The organism is Variovorax sp. AC194 (genome assembly GCF_979257995.1).
Genome location: NZ_OZ409823.1, coordinates 493,815 through 507,736 on the forward strand (window position 1 = coordinate 493,815; position 13,922 = coordinate 507,736).

14 protein-coding genes are annotated in these 13,922 nt (G+C 69.4%); 6 read left to right on the forward strand and 8 right to left on the reverse strand.

Translation table 11 applies throughout. From position 1 onward, the window contains the following. Nucleotides 1-18 precede the first annotated feature (18 nt). The gene (gene fba / locus ACZYRS_RS02335; RefSeq protein ID WP_018905207.1) at nucleotides 19-1,083 is read left to right on the forward strand and encodes a class II fructose-bisphosphate aldolase; all 1,065 of its coding nucleotides are present in this window, start codon (nucleotides 19-21) and stop codon (nucleotides 1,081-1,083) included. Between the two features lie 215 nt (nucleotides 1,084-1,298). Further along, on the forward strand, nucleotides 1,299-2,204 hold the full coding sequence (locus ACZYRS_RS02340) for a phosphoribosylaminoimidazolesuccinocarboxamide synthase (RefSeq protein WP_198788902.1): 906 nt from the start codon (nucleotides 1,299-1,301) through the stop codon (nucleotides 2,202-2,204). A 105-nt stretch (nucleotides 2,205-2,309) separates the two neighbouring features. On the opposite strand, the gene ACZYRS_RS02345 is transcribed toward ACZYRS_RS02340, so the two are convergent. From ACZYRS_RS02345 to ACZYRS_RS02360, 4 genes are all read right to left on the reverse strand, one after another. Then, nucleotides 2,310-2,750 (reverse strand): META domain-containing protein, encoded by a 441-nt coding sequence (locus ACZYRS_RS02345; RefSeq protein ID WP_198788903.1) that lies wholly within the window; start codon nucleotides 2,748-2,750, stop codon nucleotides 2,310-2,312. Between the two features lie 63 nt (nucleotides 2,751-2,813). After that, nucleotides 2,814-4,187, reverse strand: a complete 1,374-nt coding sequence (locus ACZYRS_RS02350; RefSeq protein WP_463422442.1) for a type II toxin-antitoxin system HipA family toxin — start codon at nucleotides 4,185-4,187, stop codon at nucleotides 2,814-2,816. Between the two features lie 41 nt (nucleotides 4,188-4,228). Further along, nucleotides 4,229-4,537, reverse strand: coding sequence for a helix-turn-helix domain-containing protein (locus ACZYRS_RS02355; RefSeq protein ID WP_013544157.1), 309 nt, complete (start codon nucleotides 4,535-4,537; stop codon nucleotides 4,229-4,231). A gap of 125 nt (nucleotides 4,538-4,662) precedes the next feature. Then, entirely contained in the window at nucleotides 4,663-5,583 is a 921-nt protein-coding gene (locus ACZYRS_RS02360) for a tetratricopeptide repeat protein (protein WP_198788904.1), read from the reverse strand. 36 nt (nucleotides 5,584-5,619) lie between these two features. Here ACZYRS_RS02360 and purE point away from each other — a divergent pair, with 36 nt between their 5' ends. Genes purE through ACZYRS_RS02375 form a run of 3 tightly spaced genes read left to right on the forward strand, consistent with a single transcriptional unit; the run spans nucleotide 5,620 to nucleotide 8,371 of the window. Beyond that, nucleotides 5,620-6,183: a 5-(carboxyamino)imidazole ribonucleotide mutase gene (gene purE / locus ACZYRS_RS02365; protein WP_463417981.1), complete on the forward strand. Its 564-nt coding sequence runs from the start codon at nucleotides 5,620-5,622 to the stop codon at nucleotides 6,181-6,183. Further along, complete coding sequence (locus tag ACZYRS_RS02370) at nucleotides 6,180-7,373, forward strand: 5-(carboxyamino)imidazole ribonucleotide synthase (protein WP_463417982.1); 1,194 nt, start codon at nucleotides 6,180-6,182, stop codon at nucleotides 7,371-7,373. The genes purE and ACZYRS_RS02370 overlap by 4 nt, the downstream gene beginning before the upstream one ends. Continuing rightward, nucleotides 7,370-8,371: an L-threonylcarbamoyladenylate synthase gene (locus ACZYRS_RS02375; protein WP_463417983.1), complete on the forward strand. Its 1,002-nt coding sequence runs from the start codon at nucleotides 7,370-7,372 to the stop codon at nucleotides 8,369-8,371. Before ACZYRS_RS02370 ends, ACZYRS_RS02375 begins: the two co-directional genes overlap by 4 nt. A gap of 100 nt (nucleotides 8,372-8,471) precedes the next feature. On the opposite strand, the gene ACZYRS_RS02380 is transcribed toward ACZYRS_RS02375, so the two are convergent. From ACZYRS_RS02380 to ACZYRS_RS02395, 4 genes are all read right to left on the reverse strand, one after another. Continuing rightward, nucleotides 8,472-10,052, reverse strand: a complete 1,581-nt coding sequence (locus ACZYRS_RS02380; protein WP_463417984.1) for an alpha/beta hydrolase family protein — start codon at nucleotides 10,050-10,052, stop codon at nucleotides 8,472-8,474. Between the two features lie 133 nt (nucleotides 10,053-10,185). Further along, nucleotides 10,186-11,610 (reverse strand): D-alanyl-D-alanine carboxypeptidase/D-alanyl-D-alanine endopeptidase, encoded by a 1,425-nt coding sequence (gene dacB / locus ACZYRS_RS02385; RefSeq protein ID WP_463417985.1) that lies wholly within the window; start codon nucleotides 11,608-11,610, stop codon nucleotides 10,186-10,188. Between the two features lie 49 nt (nucleotides 11,611-11,659). Next, nucleotides 11,660-12,193: a PPC domain-containing DNA-binding protein gene (locus ACZYRS_RS02390; RefSeq protein ID WP_463417986.1), complete on the reverse strand. Its 534-nt coding sequence runs from the start codon at nucleotides 12,191-12,193 to the stop codon at nucleotides 11,660-11,662. Nucleotides 12,194-12,360: 167 nt separating this feature from the next. Beyond that, nucleotides 12,361-12,783: a thioesterase family protein gene (locus ACZYRS_RS02395; protein WP_463417987.1), complete on the reverse strand. Its 423-nt coding sequence runs from the start codon at nucleotides 12,781-12,783 to the stop codon at nucleotides 12,361-12,363. Between the two features lie 203 nt (nucleotides 12,784-12,986). Between ACZYRS_RS02395 and ACZYRS_RS02400 the strand changes: the two genes are divergently transcribed. After that, on the forward strand, nucleotides 12,987-13,910 hold the full coding sequence (locus ACZYRS_RS02400; protein WP_198788912.1) for a transcriptional regulator GcvA: 924 nt from the start codon (nucleotides 12,987-12,989) through the stop codon (nucleotides 13,908-13,910). Nucleotides 13,911-13,922 lie beyond the last annotated feature (12 nt).

Consider the following 13,922-nt stretch of genomic DNA (forward strand, 5'->3'; position numbering starts at 1 on the left):
TTCCCGCGAGGTATTTCCATGGCACTCGTCTCGATGCGCGAACTGCTGGACCACGCCGCAGCCAACGGCTACGGCATTCCGGCCTTCAACGTCAACAATCTCGAACAGGTCCAGGCCGTGATGGAGGCCGCCAAGGAAACCGGCGCCCCCGTCATCCTGCAAGCCAGCGCAGGGGCCCGCAAATACGCCGGCGAAGCCTTCATCAAGCACCTGATCCAGGCCGCGATCGAGCAGTACCCCAACATCCCGCTGGTCATGCACCAGGACCACGGCCAGAACCCCGACGTCTGCAAGGGCGCCATCGACCTGGGCTTCAGCTCGGTCATGATGGACGGCTCGCTCGAAGCCGACGGCAAGACCATCGCCAGCTACGACTACAACGTGGACGTCACCAAGAAGGTGTCGGACATGGCCCACCGCCTGGGCGTGACCGTCGAAGGCGAGCTCGGCTGCCTCGGCTCGCTGGAGACCATGAAGGGCGACAAGGAAGACGGCCACGGCACCGACGACACCATGACGCGCGAGCAACTGCTCACCGACCCCGAGCAAGCGGCCGACTTCGTCAAGCGCACCCAGATCGACGCGCTGGCCATCGCCATCGGCACCAGCCACGGCGCCTACAAGTTCACCCGCGAGCCCACCGGCGACATCCTGGCGATCGACCGCATCAAGGAAATCCACCGTCGCATTCCCAACACCCACCTGGTGATGCATGGCTCCTCGAGCGTGCCGCAGGAACTGCTGGCGATCATTCGCCAGTACGGCGGCAACATGAAGGAAACCTACGGCGTGCCCGTCAAGGAAATCCAGGAAGCCATCAAGCACGGCGTGCGCAAGATCAACATCGACACCGACATTCGCCTGGCAATGACTGGCGCGGTGCGCAAGTTCCTGGCCGAGAACCCCGAGAAGTTCGACGCCCGCGAATGGCTCAAGCCCGCGCGCGAAGCCGCCAGGCTGATCTGCAAGCAGCGCTACATCGAGTTCGGCTGCGAAGGCCAGGGCGCCAAGATCAAGGGCGACACGCTGCAAGTGGTCGCTGCCAAGTACGCCAAGGGCGAATTGGCCCAGGAAGTCGTCTAACCAGGCTCGCCCCCAGGCTGCGCGCACTTCGTGTCGCTTCGCCAACCCCCTACCGGGGGCAGGCCGGCCGCTTCGGGCGGCCGTGCGCGGCGGCCTCCCGAATGAGGCGGGTCTCCCGAAAATCCGCTGGCCACCGCGTACGGTGGCTTTTTTCTGCGCGCACAATCCGCTTTCCCGTCACCCGTTTTCCCCACAGCATCTCTGCCCTTGTTCCCATGACCACCGTCCACACCTCCTCCATCCAGAGCCTGCCCCTGCTTGCGCGCGGCAAGGTGCGCGACAACTACGCCGTCGGCGAGGACCGCATCCTGATGGTCGCGAGCGACCGGCTCAGCGCCTTCGACGTGATCATGGGCGAGCCGATTCCCGGCAAGGGCGAGATCCTCACGCAGATGGCGCTGTGGTGGTTCGAGCGGCTCGGCCAGCTCTGCCCCAACCACCTGACCGGCGACGCCCCCGAGAGCGTGGTCACCGCCGAAGAGGTGCCCCAGGTCACCCGGCGCTCGATGCTGGTCAAGCGACTGAAGCCGATTCCGGTGGAGGCCGTGGTGCGCGGCTACCTGGCCGGCAGCGGCTGGAAGGAGTACCAGGAAAGCCGATCGGTCTGCGGCGTGCCGCTGCCCGAGGGACTGACCAACGCGAGCAAGCTGCCGCGCCCGATCTTCACGCCCGCCGCCAAGGCCGCGGCCGGCGAGCACGACGAGAACATCAGCTACGACCGCGTGGTCGAGATCGTCGGCCCCAAGCTCGCGCAACAGATCCGCGAGACCAGCATCGCGATCTACGAAACCGCCGCGCAGATCGCCCTCACCAAGGGAATGATCATTGCCGACACCAAGTTCGAATTCGGCCTGGACGAAGCCGGCACGCTGGTGCTGATGGACGAGGTGCTCACGCCCGACAGCTCGCGCTACTGGCCCGTGGAAGGCTACGAGGCGGCGCTCGCCGCCGGCACCAACCCGCCGAGCTACGACAAGCAGTTCGTGCGCGACTGGCTCGAGGCCACCAAGATCAACGGCAAGCCCTGGGACAAGACGCCGCCGGCGCCGCGCCTGCCGGCGGAAGTCATCGAAAAGACCGCCGCCAAATACCGGGAAGCACTCGAGCGCCTCACCGGCTGAGCGATAGAGCCCCCCGGCTTTTCACTTCGCTTCGCTGCGTGTAATTCGCCACCCCCCGAGGGGGAGGCGCGGCTCGCCTTGGGGCGGGCCCGGCGGCGGCCGCCTTCAGCGGTTCCCCGAACTCAACGTCGCCACGGTCCGCCCGCCGGCGTCCAGCAGCGCGAGCCGCCCCGGCGCAAGGCTGTAGCTCGAGGTGCTCTGCAGGGCCGAGAGGAACTGCGCTTCGTTGGCGCCGCGCACCGGGTCCGCGCAGGCCATGCGCGTGGCCGCCAGCTGCCCGATCTTCAAGGTGATGCCGCTGCGGGTGTAGGTGCCCGAGACGCGGTTGCAGCCGCCCGAGCCGCTCACGCGGCCGCTGCTGCGGTCGAACTGGATCTGCGCATCGCCACCCGGCGTGATGGACTCGTCGCCCAGCTGCGTGAGACGCCAGAGCGGGCCTTCGATGGGTTCGTCCAGGCTGATGCCGCTCCCGCAGCCGGTCAAGGTGATCAACAGCGCAGCCGTGGCAAGCACGGGGAGCGCAATGTGGCGGGCGAAGGAACGCATGGCCAGTCTTTCCTTTTGAATCTGCAACAAGATGAAATCGGGCGCCATCGTATGCGACGACGCCTAGCTCGCCAATGACGCCAGCGCCACGCCGCCCGCCAACCGGGCCTGGACGCAACGCCGCACGCTGGCCGGCGTGCCGTCCCGGGCGAGCAGCGCGGGCCATTCGGCCTGCGCCTGGCGCACCGTGTCGCGGGCAATCGCCATGAGCCGCGCCGGGCGCAGCAGGCCCGCCGAGCGCAGCAGGGCGTCGAGCGCCGGCCAATCAAAGGCGCGCAGCTTGGCGTCGATCGCGCGGTTCACGCCATAGTCGCCGGCCGGCACGTCCTCGAAGAAGGCGGCCACGCACACCGGGTCGTAGAGCGGCGCGAGCACCGGCGCCACGCCGTCCGGGTAGCGCAGCGCCCAGTTCTTCAGGTGCGCGTCGCTGTTGCCCAGGAGGATGAAGGCGACGATGCGCCGCACGCACTCGCGCACGTCGGCCACCGGATTGGGCGAGAGCCGGTCGAGCACGCGCAGCATCGCGGGCCAGTCGACCGCCAGGCCCCGGCCGTACTTCTGCCGGGGCTCGTACTGCAGCACCTGCGCGAACTCCTCCATGTGGATGCGCCCGCCCTCGGGGGTGCGGTCGAAGCGGCGCACCGCAAGGATCTGCTCGAAGCGCACCTGCTCGGGCAGGTCGGCGTCGGCGCGGCCGATCACGGTGGCTTCGGCGCAATCCAGGCCCAGCGCGCCGCAGAGGCGATAGCCGGTGAATTCGTTGTCGACCAGGTCCGGATGCCGCGTGCTCGGCAGCTTGAGGATGAAGGAGCCGGCGGCCCCATGGCGCCGCACCACGTAGCGCCGCCCGTCCTGCACCGCGGAAAACTTGGTCACCACGCCGGGAATGGCGGCGGCGTCTTCGACCGGCATCTCGACGAAGCCGGGCTCCAGCACATCGAGCCCGAGCGCCGTGTGCCAGTGGCGCACGGTGTCGGGAATGCCTTCGGCCGTGGGCACCGGCTCGACTTCGAGCGCGCCCATCAGGTCGTGGCCGGCGGCGGCGAGCAGCTCGAACTCGTCGTCGGCCGCGCAGCCGCGCTGCTGCGCGAGGCGCTCGCGGTTGTGGCCCTCGGGCAGCAGGTTCTGGAAATAGCTCGGCCAGTGGCCGTCGCTGCGCGAGACGCGGGTGTCGCGCGCCGAGGCCAGGATGGCGCGCGTCGCAGCCTCGTCGGCGCCGCGGTAGGCGAGCGACAGCGTCGGGCGCCCCGCATCGGCGATGTACGCCTCGTCGAACGACACGCGCAGGATGTCGCCGTACTGCGAGAGATAGCCGATGGCGCGCCGCCCGCCGCTGGGCCGCCCCGAGGCGGGCGAGCCCCCTTGGGGGGCAGCGCCGACACGAAGTGCGGAAGCGTGGGGGTCTTGTGCATCGCCATCCGGCGCATGCAGGTACATCCGCAGGTAGCGGATGCCGGTGTTGAAGGCGGCGCTCGTGCTCACCGGCTTTCGTCAGCCAGGCTCTGCGCGATGGAGGGCGGCGCGCCCACGCCCGCCGGCTGGCCCAGCAAGCGGCCGCCCGAGCGCACGAAATCTTCGAGCTGCGGGCGCAGCGTGGCGGGCACGGGCATCAGTTCGAGCCCCAGCACGCGCGCCATCTCCAGCAGCGTCGACAGGCGCGGATCGATCTGGCCGCTCTCGATGCGCTGCACCGTCATGCGCGAGAGCCCCGCCTGCGTGGCCAGCGCCTCCTGGCTCAGGCCGCCGGCCTTGCGGGCTTTTTCGAGTTCTTCGGTGAGTTGGAGCATTGGCGTACGCTTTTTCTGCAAATTGAGTAGCAATGCTATCTATCTAAGACCGAACAGGCAATAAAAAAGCGACCCTTGAGTCGCTTTTTCAATTCAATGCGCATCAAACTGCGCATTTTGCGGTGTCAGCTCAGCACGACGCTGCTCAGGCGCCGGCGGTACGTGGCCACGACCGGGTCGTCCGGCGGAATCTGCCCGTCGGCCACCTTCACCTTCGGCGGCTCGATCACATCGAGGATCGCGATGTAGGTCTTGCGGGCGAGCTCTTCGCTCCAGCTCTTGTCGCGCATCAGGATGTCCAGCAACTCGTCCATCGCGTCGGTCCAGCGCTGCCCGGCCATCAGGAGGCGGGCGCGGCCGAAGCGGGCGTCGAAGTCGCGCTTGTTGGCGGCGATCTTCGCGTCGAACTCGGCGATTGCGGGCGCGGGGCCCGCGACGGGCGCCGCGAAATCGATGGCGTCCATCCAGCGCTGCAGCGCATCGAAGCGGCGCACCAGGGAGGTCTTGGCGATCACGGGGGCGAAGGCCACCTTGGCGTCGTCGACGCGGCCTTCCTGCAGCAGGAGCTTGATGTAGTCGAAGCGGGCGTCGTCGTTGGCCGGGTCGGTGGCCACCGCGTGCTGCAGCTTCTCGAGCGCGCCCTCCGTGTCGCCCTCGGCCAGCGCTTCCTGCGCGGCAGCTTCTTCCGAGGCGGCCTCGGCCTCGTCGGCGCCGGGCACGTGCTTGTCGAGGAATTCGCGGATCTTCTCGGCCGGAATGGCGCCCACGAAGCCGTCCACCGGCTGGCCGTCCTTGAACATCACGCAGAACGGGATGCTGCGCACGCCGAACATCTCGGACAGTTGCGACGAAATCTGCGGCACCTTGTCGGCATCGAGCTTGGCCAGCGTGAAGCGGCCGGCGTATTCGACCTCGAGCTTTTCGAGCACCGGGCCGAGCTGCTTGCAGGGGCCGCACCATTCGGCCCAGATGTCCAGCAGCACCGGTGTGGCGACGGAGCCTTCGATCAGTTCGGCCTGGAAATTTTCGAGAGTGATGTCGATCATCGGAACCAGCTGGGGGTGAAACGTAAAATTGAAACCATGAACGAAACCATTCAGGTCGGTGTAGTGATGGGCTCGAACTCCGATTGGGAGACGATGCGCAACGCGGTCGAGATTCTCCAGCAATTCGGAATCGGGCACGAAGCCAGGGTGGTCTCGGCCCACCGGATGCCCGATGCGCTGTTCGCGTACGCCGAAAGCGCCGCCGGGCGCGGGCTCACCGCGATCATCGCCGGAGCGGGCGGCGCGGCCCACCTGCCGGGCATGCTGGCCTCCAAAACCACGGTGCCGGTGCTCGGCGTGCCGGTGGCCAGCCGCCACCTGCAGGGCGTCGATTCCCTCTACAGCATCGTGCAGATGCCCAAGGGCGTGCCGGTGGCCACCTTCGCGATCGGCAATGCCGGCGCGGCCAACGCCGCGCTGTTCGCGGTGGCGATGCTGGCGGTGAACAACCCCGCGCTGCGCGCCAGGCTCGACGCCTTCCGCACAGCCCAGACCGCCGCCGCCGAAGCCATGACGCTGCCGCCGGCCCCCGCCGGCGAGGCCCCCGCGGCCCCGCCCGCCGTTTCTCCTTTCTCGCCGCAAGGCGGAGGTGCCCTGTGACCAAGAACGGCGACCTGCCCATCCTCCCGGGCGCCACGCTCGGCGTGCTCGGGGGCGGCCAGCTGGGCCGCATGTTCGCGCACGCGGCCCAGCGCATGGGCTACTTCACCGCGGTGCTCGACCCCGACGCCGACAGCCCCGCCGGCCGGGTGAGCCATCACCACATCCACACCGACTACGCCGATGTCGACGGCCTCGCCCGCCTGGCCGGCCTGGCCGACGCGGTGACCACCGAGTTCGAGAACGTGCCCGCGCCCTCGCTGGAGCACCTGGCCGTGGCGCGCCCCGTGGCGCCCGGCGCCTCGGCCATCGCCATCGCGCAGGACCGCATCGCCGAGAAGGCCCATTTCACCCGCTGCGGCGTGCCCTGCGCGCCCTACGCGGCCATCGAGACGGCCGCCCAGCTGGCCGCCGTTGAAGACCACCTCCTGCCCGGCATCCTGAAGACCGCGCGCCTGGGCTACGACGGCAAGGGCCAGCAGCGCGTGAAGACGCGCGCCGAGCTGGTCCAGGCCTGGCAGGCCACAGGCTGCGTGCCCTGCGTGCTCGAGAAGATGCTGCCGCTCGAATTCGAGTGCTCGGTGATTCTTGCGCGCGGCCGCGACGGGCAGATCGTGCACTTTCCGCCCCAGCGCAACCTGCACCGCGACGGCATCCTGGCCGTCACCGAGGTGCACGCGCTGAACATGCCCAAGACGGTGGCGCAGGGCGCGGTCAATTCCGCGAAAAGCATCGCCAACGGCCTGGGCTACGTGGGCGTGCTGTGCGTCGAATTCTTCGCGCTGGCCGACGGCTCGCTGGTGGTCAACGAAATGGCGCCGCGCCCGCACAACAGCGGCCACTACACGATGGAAGCCTGCGACGTGTCGCAGTTCGAGCTGCAGGTGCGCACCCTCGCGGGCCTGCCGCTCGCGCCGCCGCGCCAGCACAGCCCCGCGATCATGCTGAACCTGCTGGGCGACCTGTGGTTCACGTCCGGTGAAGAAAAACCGGTCTCGCCGCGCTGGAGCGACGTGCTCGCGCTGCCTGGCGTGCACCTGCACCTCTACGGAAAGATCGAGCCGCGGCCCGGCCGCAAGATGGGCCACCTGACGCTCACCGGCGCCACGCTGGAGAGCGTGCGCGCCAATGCCTCGCAGGCCGCCCTGCTGCTGGGCCTGCCGGCGGTGGATGTGACCGGTCTCGCATGATCCTCGACGGCCAATCCCCCGAGGCCATCGCCGAGGCCGTGCGCGTGCTGCGCGCGGGCGGCCTCGTCGCCTTTCCGACCGAGACCGTCTACGGCCTGGGCGCCGACGCGAGCAGCGACATGGCCGTGGCCGGGATCTTCAAGGCCAAGGGGCGGCCCGCCGACCATCCGCTGATCGTGCACGTTGCCGCCGGCATGAAAGGCACCGAGGCGCTCTCGCGCTTCGCCCAGCCGCTGCCGCTCTTCGCGCAGAAGCTGGTGCAGGCCTTCTGGCCCGGCCCGCTCACGCTGATCGTCACGCGCCAGCCCGGCGTGGGCGCCGCGGCGGCGGGCGGGCAGGACACCATCGGCCTGCGCTGCCCCTCGCACCCCGTGGCCCAGGCGCTGCTCGAGGCCTGCGCCGAGCAGGGCGTGCCGGGCGTCGCGGGGCCGAGTGCCAACCGCTTCGGCCGCGTGAGCCCGACGACGGCCCAGCACGTCTACGACGAGTTCGGCGAGGCCGTGCCGGTCATCGACGGTGGCGCCTGCGAAGTCGGCATCGAATCCACCATCGTCGACTGCAGCCGCGGTGCGCCCGTGCTGCTGCGCCCCGGCCTCATCACGCGCGCGCAGATCGAAGCGGCCTGCGGCGAGAAGCTCAGCGATCGCGACGTGCTCGAAACCCCCGATCCGCGCGCCTCGGGCACGCTCGAGGCGCACTACGCGCCGAACGCCAAGCTGCGGCTGATGGATGCCAAGGCGCTGCAGACGGGCCTGGACGTGCTCGGCGCCAATGCCGCGCACATCGCCGTCTGGGCGCGCAGCAGCCTGCGCTGCCGCTCGCAACGCGTGCTGCAGCGGCGCATGCCCGACGACGCGGCGACCAGCGCGCACCAGCTGTTCGCGGTGCTGCGCGAGTTCGACGCGCAAGGCGTCAAGCTGATCTGGGTCGAGACGCCGCCCGACACGCCCGAGTGGGAAGGCGTGCGCGACCGGCTCCAGCGCGCCTCGGCCGCCTGATCCAGAAACACCGAGGAACCGGCTTTGCCGGGCCTCAGGTGTTGCCCCCGGTCGGGGGTTGGCGAAGCGACACGAAGTGCGCGCAGCCTGGGGGCGAGCCCTATCCCCCGGCGACAAGCACGCCCTGGAAGAACCCGCGCGCTGCCGCCAGGCAGAACGGCGGCGCCAGCGTGCCGTGGTACGCGGCGGTGACCGCGCGCGCCTTGTCGGCGTCGCTACCCGCCGTGCTTTGCGCGAGCGAGCTCTTGGCCTGCGCGAAGCCCGCGCGGGCGGCCGAGTAGGCGTCGATCGCGGCGGAATCCTCCAGGTCCACCACCGACAGCGCCGCGGCAGGCATGCCCTTCGCGCGGAAGTAGCCCGCGGTGGCGCGGGTGCTCACGAAGTTCACCGTCGGGTCGTTGGCGCCGCCGCACATCAGCACCGGCCGGGTCGGCACCCAGTTGCGCAGGTCGTTGGCGAGCGCCGCCTTGCGAAAGCCCGTCGAGGGGCTGCAATTGAGCGGCGCCGTCGCGCCGAGCGAAGCCGCCGTCGCGGGCAGCGCGTTGCCGGGGCAGGGGTTGGACTGGATGTCGCCCGCCGCCTGCGTGAGGTAGCTCTGGCGCACCAGGTTGTTGGCGCCGTAGAAGATCGAGAGGTCCGGGCTCACCGGTCCCGGCGTGGCGCCTGCCGGGAACAGCGCCAGCTGCGGCAGCTTGCCGCTGGTGAACAGCGTGTCCGGCGTCGCGCTCGGCAGCAGGGTGTCGATGCCGGTGGCGTACTGCGCTTCGTACACGTCGCTGGTGGCGTTGTAGACGTTGCCGAACTGCTGCTGCCAGCTGGTCGACAGCAGCGGCACGAAGAGCGTCGCGCCCAGCGCCGGCCAGCCCTGGAAGGTGTAGTCGGTCAGAAGGCTGATGGCCGAAGGGGCCGAGAGCGGCGCCGAGGCCGTCACGGCCTTGCCCGTGGCCTGCATCTCGCGGTGCGCGGCCATCGCGACGTAGCCGCCCTGCGAGTAGCCGGTGATGAAGAGCGAGCCCGCGTCGTTCGCGTCGATGCCCGAGAAGGTCTTGCGCGCCGCGGTGAGCGCATCGACCATGTCCTTGCCCTGCTGGTCGCCGTTCAGGTACGGGTGGTAGGCGAGCGTCGACTTGTCGTAGCCCGCGTAGTTGGGCGCCACCACGATGAAACCCTGCGCCGCGAGCATGGCCGCGACCACCACGCCTTCGCCGGCGGCCGCCTGTTTCGTGTCGGTCCACTTGGCCAGGTTGTAGTCGCGCGCGGCGTTCGTGCCGTGCGCATAGAGCACCACCGGCCGCGCCCCGTTGCAGGCGATGTCGGTGCCCGAGGGCACCATGATCGCGGCGGTCGCGGTGGTGGCTTCGCCCTTGCCGCCGACGGTGCGGTATTCGAGGTAGCGCGTGTCGATGCCGCACTTGGGCGTGCCCGCCACCTGCAGCAGCGCGCGGCCCTTGTCGTCGGCGCCCAGCAGTGTCTTGAACTGGTCCACCGACAGCCGCGTGACCTGCGCGGGCGGGTTGGTCACGACCGAGCCGCGTCCGGTGTCGGTGACGGGCGGCGGAAAGCCCACGCCGATGCCGCCGCCACCTCCTCCGCCCCCGCAGGCTGCAAGGAGCAGCGTGGCGCCCGCGAGTGCCGCCATCTTGTGCAGCGGCATGGATGGTTGTCGTTGTGGCTTGTTCAAGGCGTGTCTCCTGCTGTCGCTGTGTGGAATCGAACGGTCGTCAGATTCTGGGCAGCGCCATGGCCGCGCGCAAGCGGCGTTCGCCTACAGAAGATTTCAGTACACCGTGGGCCGGCGCAGCCGTTGGTGGTCGTCAGTTGTCCTGTGCGGCCCAATCGACCAGCGCGTCGAACGCGGCGCGCGTGGCGCCCGCGTTCTCGCCGTTGGCGATGGCCACCAGCACATAGCGCCGGCCGCTCGCGCCGTGCACGTAGCCGGCCACGCCCGAGGCGTCGCGCAGCGTGCCGGTCTTCAGGTGCGCGGCGCCGCCCGAGCGCAGCGCGCGCTTCTTCAGCGTGCCATCCACGCCCGAGGCGGGCAGCGACGACATCAACTCCGGCATCACCGGCGAGCGCCACGCCACCTGCAGCATCTTGCCCAGCGCCGCGGCGCTGATGCGCTCGTCGCGCGAGAGGCCCGAGCCGTTCTCGAACACCGGCTGCGCCTCGCCCGTGCCGATGCGGTCGCGCCACCACTGGCCCAGCGCGCTGCGCGAGGCCTCGAAGGTGCCGCGGTTCTTCTGCGTGAGGCCGATGGTGAGGAACACCTGCTGGGCCATCACGTTGTTGCTGTACTTGTTGATGTCGCGGATCACCTCGGCCAGCGGCGGCGAGCTGAACTCGAAGGCGGGCTTCAGGCCCGCGGGCACGCGGCCCTCGCGCATCTGGCCGCCGACACGCCCGCCCATCTCGGCCCACATGCCGCCGAGCGCGCGCAGGCTGTAGGTGCGCGGATCGCCGTAGGCCACGGCCCAGCTCTTCTCGCCGCAGGCAGCCGGAAAAGCGCCGTTGAAGCGGATGCGGTTCACGTCGCTGAAATCGGTCTTGAGCGCGGTGCGCCAGTCGCCGCATTCGCCGGGCGAGAGCGGCACGGTGGCCGGCATCGCCACGCTCGCGAGCGGCGGCTCGTAGCTCACGCGCGCGATCTGCGCGGCGCGGTCGGGCGCGAAGGTCATGTTGACCGACTTGAAGTTGACCAGGAGCGCATCGGGCGATGCGTTGTAGGGCCGCAGCGGCTCGCCGTCGAACGCGCTCGGGTCGTTCTCCACCGTGTTCTCGAAGGCGCTGCGGTCGATCACGATGTCGCCGCTCACCGTGGTGATGCCCAGGCCCTGCACGTGGCGCAGCATCAGCCACACGCGCTCGAGCACCAGCTTCGGATCGCCCTGGCCCTTGATGTAGAGGTTGCCGTTGAGCACGCCGTTGCTCACCGACCCCTCGACGTACACCGGCGTGGTCCAGCTGTAGGCGGGGCCGAGCAGGTCGAGCGCCGCGTAGGTGGTGACCAGCTTCATGATCGAGGCCGGATTCACCGGCACCTGCGAGCGCCAGGCCAGGCGCGGCGGGCGCACGCCGTCGGCATCGGCCACCAGCAGCGTCACCGTGTCGCGCGACACCTTGGCGCGCGCCAGGGCGGTTTCGACTTCGGTGGGGAGCGCTTGCTGGGCGAAGGCGCTGGCCGAGGCCAGCGCGGAGAGACAGATGAAGAGTGACGGGATCAGGCGGGTGGCGAAAGGCATCCGGCGATTATCCCGGCGCAAGCGGGCCGCGCCCGAAACCGCCCCGCGGTCATCGTGCGCCCGGATGCAGCCCCAGCACGTTCGCGCCGATGGACGGATCGACGAAGCGCTCCAGCCGCTGCGGATGCAGGATCACCGTGATCTCGCACGAGCCCGTGCCCACCGTGAGGCCCAGCAGGTGCCCGCCCGCGCCGATGAAGGTGCCGTCCGTCACGATGCCGTGCGCGTGGATCGAGGGCTTGCCCTCCTTCCAGGCGATGGAGCCGGTGAGGTTGGCGAGCTCCACGTCCTTGAAGGTCTTCGGGTTGAAGACCTTCTTCGCGAAGTCGTAGAAGCCGAACGTCGCCTCGCGCATGAAGCCGATGCCCACGATGCTCGCGCTCGGAATCTGCTCGACCACCGCGAGCCTCTCGATGTGCGCGATGACGTCGTCGCCGTTGCGCAGCACCATGAGGTAGCCGGTGGGCGTGCGCGTGACCTTGCCGGTCAGGTCCTGCGCCATGGCCGAGTTGCTTGCAAAGAGCGCTGCGCAAGCCGCGGCCAGGACGAACAGGGTGGATGCGAGGGTCTTCTTGATGAACATGGTTTGTCTCGTTTCGTTGTGATGGGATTCAGCAGATGCACGGTTGCGGCTCGCGCCGCGGAAGGCGAACGCCCGCGCGCCGGAATGCGATCCCGGCGCGCCGGTGTTCGACACGGGGTGGCCCGCGGCAGTCGCGGGCGGTTGGAGACGGAAACGGCGGCGGATGCCTAGTGCGCGGGCGCCGTCGGCACGCGGCTCGCTTGCACCTTCGCATGCACCTTGGCGCGCAGCCGCGCCACGTTCACGACGAAGCGGCTGTGCGTGCCGCTGGCGACTTCCTCGTCGCCTTCGTGCACGCTGAAGTCGAAGTCCACGCTGCGCCCGTCGACCGCGCGCACGCGCGCCTCGATGCGCACCGTCTGCCCGAGCAGGGTCGCGCCGACGTGCTTGAGCGCGATGGCCGTGCCGACGGAAGACTCGCCCTCGTCCGCGTGATCGAGCAGGAAGTCCAGGCACGCCTCTTCCACATCGCGCACCAGTTCGGGCGTCGCGTAGATGCGCAAATCCTCGCCCAGGAAGTCGACCGTGCGCGCGCGGTCCACCGCGAGTCCGCGTTGCAGCGTGGCGCCGGGGTGCAGTTCTTTTTTCATGCGATGTTCCGATGGAGCGGGTGCGTCAATTGACGTTGTCCCGACTGGTTGCGTGTCGTTCCGCGAGGCAGTCTAGGAACGTCGGCGCACCGCGGCAAACGAGTTTTTCTCGAACGATTGCCGAGAAAATATTGAAGCGCCGCCGCCCCTTCCAATTCGCGCTTTATCCGCGCCTCATCCGCTCCCGAAAGAACCGCCCCACCATGTCGCGCCCCATCCCTCCGCTCAATCCGCTGCGGGCCTTCGAGGTCGCGGCGCGGCACCTGAGCTTCACGCGCGCGGCCGATGAACTCTTCGTGACGCCCTCGGCCGTGAGCCACCAGATCAAGACGCTGGAAGAAAACCTGGGGATCGCGCTGTTCGTGCGCGACACCAAGTCGCTCACGCTCACCGCCGCGGGCAAGGCGTACCTGCCCGGCATCCAGGAGGCCTTCAAGCAGGTCATCTACGCCACGCAGCTCTTGCGCCAGTCGCAGGGCTCGCCCTCGCTCAAGATCAACCTGCCGCCGACCTTCGCGGTGAAGTGGCTGATCCCGCGCATGCGCCGCTTCATGCAGGCGCACCCGGACATCGACCTGGAGATCTCGACCTCCAAGCACATGGTCGACTTCACCCGCGAAGACTTCGACATGACCGTGCGCTACGGCCGCGGCATCTACCCGGGCCTGCATTCGGAGCTGTGCCTGCCGGTGGAGGTGTTCCCGGTGTGCAGCCCCGCGCTGATGGAAGGCGCGCATCCGCTGAAGACGCCGGCCGACCTGAAGCACCACGTGCTGCTGCACGACCACAGCACCTACAGCGACGTGAGCAATCCCGACTGGGGCGTGTGGCTCGAGCATGCGGGCGTGACCGACGTGGACGCGACGCGCGGCCCTTCGTTCTGGCCCAGCCACCTCGTGATCAACGCCGCCGTCGACGGGCTGGGCGTCGCGCTGGTGAAGAAGAACTGGGTGATCAAGGACCTGGCCGACGGCCTGCTCGTGCGGCCCTTCGAGCTCGCGCTGCCGGTGGAGTTTTCCTACTTCATGGTCTACCCGCAGGACCGCCGCACCGACCCGCGCATCATGGCCTTCGTGGCCTGGGTGCACGAGGAAATCGCGCGCGACGCGGGCGTGGCGCCGGCCTGATGCGCCGCGCGC

What these genes read in the sequence shown, in the direction of transcription:
- ACZYRS_RS02340 (WP_198788902.1), top strand. Translation starts at nt 1,299, where the DNA reads ATGACCACCGTCCACACCTCCTCCATCCAGAGCCTGCCCCTGCTTGCG.
- ACZYRS_RS02390 (WP_463417986.1), bottom strand. Translation starts at nt 12,193, where the DNA reads ATGTTCATCAAGAAGACCCTCGCATCCACCCTGTTCGTCCTGGCCGCG.
- ACZYRS_RS02360 (WP_198788904.1), bottom strand. Translation starts at nt 5,583, where the DNA reads ATGATCGACATCACTCTCGAAAATTTCCAGGCCGAACTGATCGAAGGC.
- dacB (WP_463417985.1), bottom strand. Translation starts at nt 11,610, where the DNA reads ATGCCTTTCGCCACCCGCCTGATCCCGTCACTCTTCATCTGTCTCTCC.
- ACZYRS_RS02345 (WP_198788903.1), bottom strand. Translation starts at nt 2,750, where the DNA reads ATGCGTTCCTTCGCCCGCCACATTGCGCTCCCCGTGCTTGCCACGGCT.
- fba (WP_018905207.1), top strand. Translation starts at nt 19, where the DNA reads ATGGCACTCGTCTCGATGCGCGAACTGCTGGACCACGCCGCAGCCAAC.
- ACZYRS_RS02350 (WP_463422442.1), bottom strand. Translation starts at nt 4,187, where the DNA reads ATGTACCTGCATGCGCCGGATGGCGATGCACAAGACCCCCACGCTTCC.
- ACZYRS_RS02355 (WP_013544157.1), bottom strand. Translation starts at nt 4,537, where the DNA reads ATGCTCCAACTCACCGAAGAACTCGAAAAAGCCCGCAAGGCCGGCGGC.
- ACZYRS_RS02400 (WP_198788912.1), top strand. Translation starts at nt 12,987, where the DNA reads ATGTCGCGCCCCATCCCTCCGCTCAATCCGCTGCGGGCCTTCGAGGTC.
- purE (WP_463417981.1), top strand. Translation starts at nt 5,620, where the DNA reads ATGAACGAAACCATTCAGGTCGGTGTAGTGATGGGCTCGAACTCCGAT.
- ACZYRS_RS02395 (WP_463417987.1), bottom strand. Translation starts at nt 12,783, where the DNA reads ATGAAAAAAGAACTGCACCCCGGCGCCACGCTGCAACGCGGACTCGCG.
- ACZYRS_RS02375 (WP_463417983.1), top strand. Translation starts at nt 7,370, where the DNA reads ATGATCCTCGACGGCCAATCCCCCGAGGCCATCGCCGAGGCCGTGCGC.